Below are 9,187 nucleotides of genomic sequence, written 5' to 3'. Positions count from 1 at the left end.
CTCGTACTGGACGTACTTGGGCTTTCGGCCGGTGCGGCGAGAGTGCGTGCCGGGCGTCGCGACGGGGCGAACGTTGCCTGCCGCGGCACTAGCTCCGGAGTGGACATGTCAAAGGTAGGGATGGGGTGTGTGTACCGCGCCGCACGCGCGACGCAGGGGAAAACCCCTGCTGGCGGCGGTGATGCGGCAAGAACCGGCAAAACGTGGGGCGGCGGTGAGCGGGCGGGGTCAGCGCGCGAATGCCTTGCGGAGCCGTTCGGCCGCGTCGGCCAGGACCTCCGCGCGCTTGCAGAAGGCGAAGCCGTCGCCCTCCTTGGACAGGGTCGCGCCGAGGGGGCGGATGTCGGTGGTGATGAAGTACGTGCCCGCCGTCCGGTACACCTCGAACCCGGCGTCCGCGAGCCCCGTCGCCAGCAGGTCGCGCTTGGCCCGCATGTCCGCGCGGAACGCCTCGAAGTAGCTGTCCGGCAGCGCGAGCGCCTCGGCGACGGCGTACTGGAACGGCCCCGACGCCACGTACGTCAGGTACTGCTTCGCCGAGCGCACGGCCGTGACCAGCGCGGGCGCCGCCGTCACCCAGGCGGCGCCGTGTTCACACATGATCACTGTGCGATGCCTGGACCGGCAGGGTCTGTGCTCGATTCTTGAGTCCTGTCAGCTTTCGTAGTGGTAGCGGCACTGTGCGATCAGGACGCCGTCCTCGGTGGCCTTGTAGATCAGCCGGTGCTCGTCGTTGATACGGCGCGACCAGTAGCCCTGGAACCCGTGCTTGAGCGGTTCCGGTTTGCCGATCCCCTCGTTGCCGTTCCGGGCGATGTCCGCGATGAGCGTGTTGATGCGCTTCAGGATCTTCCGGTCCTGAAGCTGCCACCACAGATAGTCCTCCCAGGCACGGGAGGAGAAGGTGATCTTCAACTTGCGGCCCTTATTCGTCGGTCGCCAGCTCGCGTACGGTGCCGCCGCCGCTTTCCAGCTCGTCGATGGACGCGAGCAGGCGCCGCGCGTTGGCCGGGCTCCGCAGCAGGTGCGCCGTCTCCTTCAGGGACTCGTAGTCCTCAAGGGAGACGATGACGACCGGCTCGTGTCCGGCCCGGGTGATGACGACCTCTTCGCGGTCGTCGGTGACGGAGTTGAGCACCTCGGCGTACCGCGCGCGCGACTCGGAATAGGTCATGGTCTTCACGATCAACCCTCCTTGACGTACAAGAAACTGTACGTCGACGCCTGTGGTGTGGCAAGCGGCAGAATGACGGCCGTCACCGGGCGGTTCCTGGCAGGAGAGTTCCGTGGCGGGACGGCAGGCAAAGAGGGATGTGACGGCCGCCCCGTCGGGCGGCGGTCAGGCGAAACCGTCGGACTCGCCGAGCGGACGAAGTCGGCCTACCTATTCCTATGCCGCGCGACAGGCCCCGCTGCGGATCTCCGGCACCGGCGGTGAGCGGGCCGCACAACCTGTCCGGACCGGTCTGGCGGCCGTACCGACGGGCTCGGTGACGCGGCGCTGTCCGTCGTATCCTGACCACACGCGGGAAGGAGCCGTCCATGAGCGTCGACGCGATCGTGCACACCGAGTTCCCCAAGGGGTACACGGTCCTGTTCGGGGCCGACGGAAAGGTGATCATGACCCCGCAGAGCGAAGAGCACTCCAGCACCATCAGGTCGATGCAGATCGACTCCGCTCTTGCCCTCGGCCGTCACGCGAAGGTCACCTCCGACGTCCATATCGACTTCCCCGCCGACGAGAACTCCGCCCCCGACCTCGCGATCCTGCGCGAGGACGCGCGCAAGGAAGGCAAGCGCTACAGCTTCGAGGACGTCCTGCTGATCTCCGAGGTCGTCTCGACCTCTTCCGCGCGCAAGGACTACGACGACTGCACCGCGAAGTACGGCCGCTACGGCATCCCGATCTACCTGGTCGTGGACCCCTACGCCCAGGAAGTCGTCCTTCACACCCAGCCGACCGCCACCGGTTACATCGCCGCACACACCCACAAGTACGGCACGGGCAAGCTCCCCATCCCCCTGGCCGACGGCCGCACCTTCACCCTCGACCTCGACGAACTCCCGCGCCCGGAGCCCGAGGCGGACGCCCGCTGACGAGGGACTCCCCCGTTGGTCAGGCCCGTGCCGTTCTGGGGCGTGAGTCCGTGCGACGAAGTCCGGTTCGCCGCGAGGAGGTTCGAAGCCGCGGTTGCTGCGGGCGACAACCACCACGTACTGCCCTGAGGTAGCGGGCCCGCTTGTCCTCGGCCGAGTTGCCGGCCCCGGTTCGGCGATAGCGTGGCACGGCAACGACTGCTGCAGACAGGTGGGCGAGATTTCATGCGGATGCGGTTCGAACCCGAGGCCGAGGAGGAGTTCGAGGCGGCGCGTGGGCTGCTGGTCGACCGCCTGGTCCGGTGGGCCGGGGAGCAGGGGCTGCCGGTGGACGGGTTCCTGGCCGAGACGGCGCTGGACTACCGGCACCTGGCGACTGCCGACGGCCGACTGGGGCTGTGGGAGTCGCGCCAGGTGGAGGAGCTACTGCTCTCCTGGCTTCCCCAGCAGGTCACCGAGCTACCCGGAGAGGAACGCGCCGACGCCCCGGGCACACTGCGCACGCTGCTGCGTTATCTGCACGCCGCACAGTTGGCGGATCCGCGCGGCCCCTCGCTCCAGGATTCCCTTGCCGCGGTCGACAGGGTCGCGGAACAGCATCTGGCGGCGATGACGGACCGCACTCGCTGGGGATTGGCGAAGTTCTGGGCGATGACGGCCGCGGAGCAGGGCGTGGACGTCCAGGACGGGGCGGCGTTTCAGCGCTTCGCGGACCAAGCGCGACGCGGGGAGGTCGCCTACGACCAGCAGGCTCTCGCCGCGATCATGGAACGGCGGCTGACCGGCCGCGTGCTGTCCGACGGGGACCGGGCCGAGCCGCAACTGCCCGTGGTGCTTCCCCCGGACGACGAACTGCGCCGACGGGCCGAGGCGTCGACGACCGTGGCGCAGTTGCGCGGACTCGCCGAATGGGCGGGGCAGGGCGGCCGCCCGGTGACGGCGACGGGACGGCTGCGGCTGGCGGAGGCCCGCGAGCTGGTGGACGCACTCGGCACCGGCGACAAGACCGAGGGAGTGCGCTCCTCTGCCGACCTGCCGCGCCTGGGACTGCTGGTGGAGTGGGCGAAGAAGGCACGGCTGGTCCGGGTGGTCAAGGGGCGGTTGTACGCGGTGACCAAGGCCCGGCCGGTGCTGGCCGACCCGCTCCAGCTGTGGCTGCGCGCCTTCGACGCGTGTTTCGAGCTGCGGCAGCCCCTGATCGGGGCACGCAGCGGCTGGCACATCGAGTCGATGCTCTTCGACGTCTACGAGCACGTCCTGGACGACGTGCTGAACACCCTCTACAGCCTGCCGTACCCGATGCCCTGGCCGCGGCTGCGCGACACCGTACACCTGGTCTATCGGAGTTCCTTCCAGCTCGACGCCGGGTCGGACCTTCAGCACCGGATGTGGTTCGAGCACGCCGACCGGGATCTGCACGCGGTGCTCGACCTGCTGGACGACCTGGGAGCGATCGAGCGTGACCGTGGGATGGCCGATCCGGTGTTCCTCGACATCGACCTCTCCGATGCCGGTCCCGAACTGCTCGCGGACATGCCGCCGGAGCTCGCCGAGCTGCTGGGCGTCGCGGGGGCGGCAACGGACCCGGCGGCGCGGGAGCGTGCCCATGCCCGGCGAGAGGAGATGACCGCCGGGCCGGTCGAACTCATCCGTCTCACCGAGCTCGGTACCCGGGCCGTACGACAGCGGCTGCTGGCGGCCGGCAGGGACGCACCGTTGGTCGGTGAACTGGCCCACGCGTCGGCGGCCGGCCTGCTGGGGGCGCTGGCCGAGGACTACGACCCGGACGCCGCCCGCGTGGAGCTGACCGGCTGGATCACGGCCCGCGGCGAGCGGGAAGGTGCCCTGCGGCAACTGACCGACGCCGTGAGGACCATGACCTTCCGCACGCGTGCGCAGGCGATGCTCGACGTGCTGGCGGCGGCGTTGCCGGACGGTGAGGGCGAGCGGCTGCTGCGCACGCTGCGGCGAGACACACAGCTGGCGCCGCTGGCGCTGAACGCGCTGGCGCATCGTGAGTTGCTGTCCCCAGAGGACATGACCGATGCAGAGTCTCTGCTGGTGCTCGCCGAGAGCCTGCTTCAGCTCGTGGAGCTCGCGGGCGGCGGGGACGGAGCCGAGGAGATGCTGCGCGCCCAGGGCTCCCAGGCCAGGGACGCGGTTGCCGCCGCGTTGGACTCCGCGCACCCGGACCGGGCCGGACTCGACGAGCTCAGGCAGCTGGCGGCCCGGGCACTGGGTACCCGCGGCGCCCGCGTCGGCCGCGCCCGGAAGGCTCGGCGGTCCCCCTCAGGCAAGAGCGGCCGCAAGCGGCGCCGCTGACCGGGCAACACCGCCTCCCCCGGCGCCGGATGCGCCGGCACTGGCACGGAGCCGGGCGGAGGGAAACCGATGGGTCCCGGCGTCGTACGTCCTCGGTGGCGCGTTACCGTCGGGGGCGTGGCTGAGGGATGGGACGAGGGCGGACTGCGGGCCCTGCGTGGCGCGCTCCACGCGCAGGATGGTGTGGCGTTGCTCGCGGCGTTGCGTCGTGGCCCCGTGCGTGAGGTGCTGCAGCTGGCCGGCGATGGTGTGGCCGGGGCCGCCGCGGCGCAGGGCCTGCCGGGGGCTGCGGAGATGGCGGCCTCGTTCCTCGGCGCGCTCCAGGAGCGCGGCTTCCGGGGCGATGAGGAGCTGGCGGACCGGTTGCGCGCGGCCACGGGAGACGCGGCGATCCCCCTCCTGCGCCCGCTCGCGGTCGATCTGGAGATGCTCGCCATGCTGCTCGAGGGCGACCCGGCCGAGTCCGGTGGCCGGATCGATCTGTCCACCGGAGAGTGCCTGCCTGCGTTCACCGATGAGCCGGGGCCTGGGCCCGCGGCCGAGGAGGACGACGATCCCGAGCGATGGCTGTACGTGCCGGCTCTGGGGTCCCGGGCCGGCTACCGGGACATGGAGCTGTTCATCGAAGAGGCCGAGGACGCAGCCCTTGCCGACAGGCTGCGGATCGCCATCGGCGGGCGAGGCGCCTTCCGGCGCTTCAAGGACGTCCTCGCTGGTGACGAGCGCTCCTGGAGCCGGTACCACCGGTTCCGCGATGAGCGACAGCGCGGCCGGGTCCGCGCCTGGCTGGCCGAGGAGGGCTACCGCCCGCACATCACCTTCTTCGTGGAGCCCAGCTCGGGTTCGTATCCTTCGGGGCCGGTATGACTCTTCGCGGCCCCTGTCCTGCATGATCCGGGGGCGCTGTCACCGGGCCTGGCGGCGCCGATTGATCGCTGATGGAAGCGTGCACGCCGACAGGCGGGCTGCGTGATACGACTGCCGATCACCGGTGTCCCGGTCGCCCAGGCGGCAGTGGAGTGCGGGTGCACGGCGGCTCGGCGCAACCAGGCCGTGTGGCCGGTACATCTCCTGGTACGTCTGTGGCTGTCAGGCGGCCAGGGTCTTGAGCCGGGAGGCCGCCTCCTCCAGCACGCCTGTCCGCTTGCAGAACGCGAAGCGGACAAAGGGTGCGCCTTGCTCGCTGTGGTCGTAGAAGACCGCGTTGGGGATCGCGACCACCCCGCAACGCTCCGGCAGCGCACGGCAGAAGGCCAAACCGTCGCTCTCGCCGAGGGGCCGGATGTCGGTGGTGATGAAGTACGTGCCGGCCGGGCGGAAGACCTTGAAGCCCGCCCGCTCCAGGCCGCCCGCCAGCAGTTCGCGCTTGGCCCGCATGTCGGCGCGGAACCCCTCGAAGTAGCTGTCCGGCAAGCTCAGGGCCTCGGCGACCGCGTACTGGAAGGGCCCGGAGGCCACGTACGTCAGGAACTGCTTCGCGGAGCGCACGGCGGTCACGAGTTCTGCGGTACCGGTAACCCAGCCGACCTTCCAGCCGGTGAACGAGAACGTCTTGCCGGCCGAGCCGATGGTGACCGTGCGCTCGCGCATCCCCGGCAGCGTCGCCAGCGGCACGTGCTCGGCCTCGTCGAAGACCAGATGCTCGTACACCTCGTCCGTGACGACCAGCAGGTCCCGCTCCACCGCCAGCTCGGCGATCGCCGTCAGCTCCGCCCGGGTGAGGACCGTCCCGGTCGGGTTGTGCGGGGTGTTGATCAGCAGCAGCCGGGTGCGGTCGGTGACCGCGTCGCGCAGCTCGTCCAGGTCGAGACGGAACCGGGTCTGCTCGGGGTCCGGGCGCAGCGTGACCGGCACGCGTGTGGCGCCCGCCATCGCGATGCAGGCCGCGTAGGAGTCGTAGTACGGCTCCAGGGCGACCACCTCGTCGCCGGGCTCCAGCAGGGCCAGCAGGGTGGCCGCGATGGCCTCCGTGGCGCCGGCGGTGACCAGGACCTCCGTGTCCGGGTCGAAGGAGAGGCCGTAGCGGCGGCGCTGGTGGTCGGCGATCGCCGTGCGCAGCTCGGGCACGCCCGGGCCCGGCGGGTACTGGTTGCCGCGGCCGTCGCGCAGCGCCCGCACGGCCGCCTCGCGGACCTCCTCGGGGCCGTCCGTGTCCGGGAAGCCCTGGCCCAGGTTGATCGAGCCGGTCGTCAGCGCGAGGGCGGACATCTCGGCGAAGATCGTCGTCCCGAACTCGGCGAGACGGCGGTTGAGGAAGGGGCGTGCGGTGGAGGTCATGCCCGCCATCCTGCGCCGAAGCTCTGGAGTTCCTCAACTCGCCTTCGGGGGTGAGCGCACCTGTGCCGGCATCTACGGCGCCGCCGCTGAGCAGGGGGAGGGCCGTCGTTGATTGTCGTCATCTGTCGTCGTTGGCCGCCCTCGGACGGCCCACAGACGGCCCAGCCCGCCGGAGAGTGGGCCGTCCGTGGCGTGTGGCGTCCCTGCCCCATTGCCGTCCCGAGCCATGGCGCACACGGCTCCGGAGGCCCCTTGGCTATCTGTGGACAGAGAAGCGCTCAGCGCTACGGCATGGGCCCATGACCTGCAAGAACCCTCAAGACGGCGTGGCAGTCGGATGACGGTGCCTTCTGTCGCTCAGGTGATCCGCTACTGGATGACCTCGTAGATCTCCTTGTAGCCGGATGCCGCGTTGTCGTTAAACGTGTCGATCAGTGACTGCGCGTTCTCGTCTGGATTCACGAAGAACGATCGCTCCAAGGTCGGGGGCCGTTGTGCTGTTCGGTGTCCGCGAGACACCGCTGTTCCCCGTTGGTTACCGGTCGATCGGGCACGCGAGGGGCACGGGTCTGGGCGGTCGCTGCCGTTGAACCTGTGGCCTCATCCTTATCAGGTCGATCACAGGGGTCTACCAACGTCGACCAACCGCCTCTGTGCCTCGGGTGATCGTTCAATGGGGTCCGGTTTCGACTGCTGCCGTTCGCGCTTGTTGGTGTCGCCGCTGGTGTCAGCCGCCGCAGGCGGCCCATTACTTGTCCGCTCGGTAGAGCTTGATGTTCTTGTTGACGAAGAGGTGGACGTAGCCGCACCGCCAGCGGCCGGAGGAGGAGCGAGAGCCTCGTCCGCGATCGCTGGAGGAGTTGTGGGATGACGAGTTGGTGCAGGAGGCCGGCACGCACTCGATCCTGGATGTCTTCCGCGTCGTGGGACCTGACGACACGCCGGACTACAACACCGTGGCACTGTTCATCGGACAGGTCGGTCTTGCGGGGCTTGCGCTCGCTCGCGGCGACCAGCCCAGCACGCCCATGGCCGCCGACCGGCCATTTATGCACTCATATACAGCCCTCTCAGGGCTTCAGCTCTCCCGGCCACAGGTACTCGTCCGAGGGAATCCCCTCGTCGTGGAACCAGGCCTTGAAGAAACCGGTGAGGTCCTGGCCACTGCTCTTTCCGGCGAAGGACTCGAAGTCGGTCCACCTCGCGTACGTGCCGCGCTGCTTCTGCGGGAACTCTTTGATCGTCCGGTTGAACGCGGCGTCGCCGATCAGTTGGCGCAGTGCGTGGAGAGCGAGCGGTCCCTTGGTGTAGATACTCATCCCCGCCGGCCTGCCGGGCGTGTAGAGCCTCTGCCACCAGCTTGCGTCGTCCTTGTGCTCCTCCACCTGCTCGCGGTAGCGGGAGTCGAGATCGACGCCGTCCTTCGCCTCGTCCCACAGCCAGGTGGAGTACGAGGCGAAACACTCGCTCAGGCAGGAGTCCTCGTCCGCGGCGAGGGTCACCGAGTTCGCGTACCACTGGTGTGCCTGCTCGTGGACGACCACGTCGAGGTTCATGAACTCGGCGTTGCCTGCGCCGAGATAGACGGGCCGGGTCGCCGGCGCGGTTCCGGGCCCGTCGTCGTTCACGTTCACGAAGACGTTGCCGGCCGACGAGTAGGGGTACGGGCCGAACTTGTCCGAGAGGAAGTCGATGATCTCCGGGAGACGGTCGGCCAGGGGCTTGGTCGACTCCCGGAGTCCCGGCGCGTACGCGTTGACCACGGGCGTGCCGTCGGCCAGTTCCGATCGCTCGATGGCCAGGCGGTCGATCGTCACCGCGACCTGTGCGGGGTCGACAGCGGGTTCCGACCAGCGGAACGTGGTGTCCGACGGGCCGGAGGGCGGGGTCTCGCGCCCGATGGACACCACTGCCCAGCCCTTGGGCACGGTCGCCGTGAGGCGGAAGTCCGCCTTGTCGTGGGCATCCTGGTGGGCGGGGAACCACGCGTCGGCGTTGCCGATCATCGCGCTCGCGCCGCCCGACTCGGTGGGCATCCACCCCGGTCCGGGAGTTCCGTCGTATGCGACGCGCACGCGGAAAGCGGCGCCCTTGGGGATCGTCTTCGCCGGTTCGACGGTGAGGTCCTTTTCCCCCTTCGTGGCGAACTGTGCCTTCTTCGAGTCGACTTCGACCGACCGCACCTGGGGTCCGTCGAGTTGAAGGGTGAGGCTGTTCAGGGCGCTCTTCGCCTTCGCGTTGATCACCGTGACGGCGTGCAGCGTCCTGCCGTCCGGCTTGTAGTCGATGGTGACGTCGTAGCCGGTGACGTCGTAGCCGGTTGCACCAGGCGCACCAGAGGCGGTGGCACCGGGGGCGTCGCTCGCCCCCGAGGGGCCGGAGGCGCTGTCCTTGCCCTGGGCGCCGACGGCCGTGCCGGTCACTGCCACGGCACCGGTCAGCGCGAGCACGGCCAAGCCCGCTTGCCGCCTCCTGCGCCGGCCGGCGCGGG

8 protein-coding genes and 1 pseudogene are annotated in these 9,187 nt (G+C 69.8%); 3 read left to right on the top strand and 6 right to left on the bottom strand.

What is annotated here, in order from left to right:
• Window positions 1-228: 228 nt before the first annotated feature.
• The 3 genes and pseudogenes from AB0J04_RS35380 to AB0J04_RS35370 all read right to left on the bottom strand — a co-directional run.
• Window positions 229-579 (bottom strand): annotated as a pseudogene (locus tag AB0J04_RS35380) (aminotransferase class I/II-fold pyridoxal phosphate-dependent enzyme); the annotation flags it as partial.
• A 75-nt stretch (window positions 580-654) separates the two neighbouring features.
• The gene (locus AB0J04_RS35375) at window positions 655-915 is read right to left on the bottom strand and encodes a Txe/YoeB family addiction module toxin (RefSeq protein ID WP_067029017.1); all 261 of its coding nucleotides are present in this window, start codon (window positions 913-915) and stop codon (window positions 655-657) included.
• A 10-nt stretch (window positions 916-925) separates the two neighbouring features.
• Entirely contained in the window at window positions 926-1,183 is a 258-nt protein-coding gene (locus AB0J04_RS35370) for a type II toxin-antitoxin system prevent-host-death family antitoxin (protein WP_363172703.1), read from the bottom strand.
• 359 nt (window positions 1,184-1,542) lie between these two features.
• On the opposite strand from AB0J04_RS35370, the gene AB0J04_RS35365 reads away from it, so the two are divergent.
• From AB0J04_RS35365 to AB0J04_RS35355, 3 genes are all read left to right on the top strand, one after another.
• Window positions 1,543-2,097, top strand: coding sequence for a Uma2 family endonuclease (locus tag AB0J04_RS35365; protein WP_363172702.1), 555 nt, complete (start codon window positions 1,543-1,545; stop codon window positions 2,095-2,097).
• A gap of 231 nt (window positions 2,098-2,328) precedes the next feature.
• Window positions 2,329-4,419, top strand: a complete 2,091-nt coding sequence (locus tag AB0J04_RS35360) for a hypothetical protein (RefSeq protein WP_363172701.1) — start codon at window positions 2,329-2,331, stop codon at window positions 4,417-4,419.
• 117 nt (window positions 4,420-4,536) lie between these two features.
• Window positions 4,537-5,286, top strand: coding sequence for a UPF0158 family protein (locus AB0J04_RS35355; protein WP_363172700.1), 750 nt, complete (start codon window positions 4,537-4,539; stop codon window positions 5,284-5,286).
• Window positions 5,287-5,508: 222 nt separating this feature from the next.
• On the opposite strand, the gene AB0J04_RS35350 is transcribed toward AB0J04_RS35355, so the two are convergent.
• The 3 genes from AB0J04_RS35350 to AB0J04_RS35340 all read right to left on the bottom strand — a co-directional run bounded on the left by AB0J04_RS35350 (window position 5,509) and on the right by AB0J04_RS35340 (window position 9,146).
• On the bottom strand, window positions 5,509-6,705 hold the full coding sequence (locus AB0J04_RS35350; RefSeq protein ID WP_363172699.1) for a pyridoxal phosphate-dependent aminotransferase: 1,197 nt from the start codon (window positions 6,703-6,705) through the stop codon (window positions 5,509-5,511).
• 739 nt (window positions 6,706-7,444) lie between these two features.
• A complete protein-coding gene (locus AB0J04_RS35345; protein ID WP_363172698.1) occupies window positions 7,445-7,591 on the bottom strand; it encodes a hypothetical protein in 147 nt (48 codons plus the stop codon).
• 175 nt (window positions 7,592-7,766) lie between these two features.
• Window positions 7,767-9,146, bottom strand: coding sequence for a M1 family metallopeptidase (locus AB0J04_RS35340; RefSeq protein ID WP_363172706.1), 1,380 nt, complete (start codon window positions 9,144-9,146; stop codon window positions 7,767-7,769).
• Window positions 9,147-9,187: the final 41 nt, after the last annotated feature.

This window comes from Streptomyces sp. NPDC050263 (assembly GCF_040655955.1).
Lineage (GTDB): Bacteria > Actinomycetota > Actinomycetes > Streptomycetales > Streptomycetaceae > Streptomyces.
Note: the sequence above shows the minus strand (reverse complement) of the source record. Positions and strands in the feature narration are given on the sequence as shown.

Bases quoted from the DNA above. Each gene is read 5' to 3' on its own strand.
- AB0J04_RS35365 (WP_363172702.1), top strand. From the start codon at position 1,543: ATGAGCGTCGACGCGATCGTGCACACCGAGTTCCCCAAGGGGTACACG.
- AB0J04_RS35360 (WP_363172701.1), top strand. From the start codon at position 2,329: ATGCGGTTCGAACCCGAGGCCGAGGAGGAGTTCGAGGCGGCGCGTGGG.
- AB0J04_RS35350 (WP_363172699.1), bottom strand. From the start codon at position 6,705: ATGGCGGGCATGACCTCCACCGCACGCCCCTTCCTCAACCGCCGTCTC.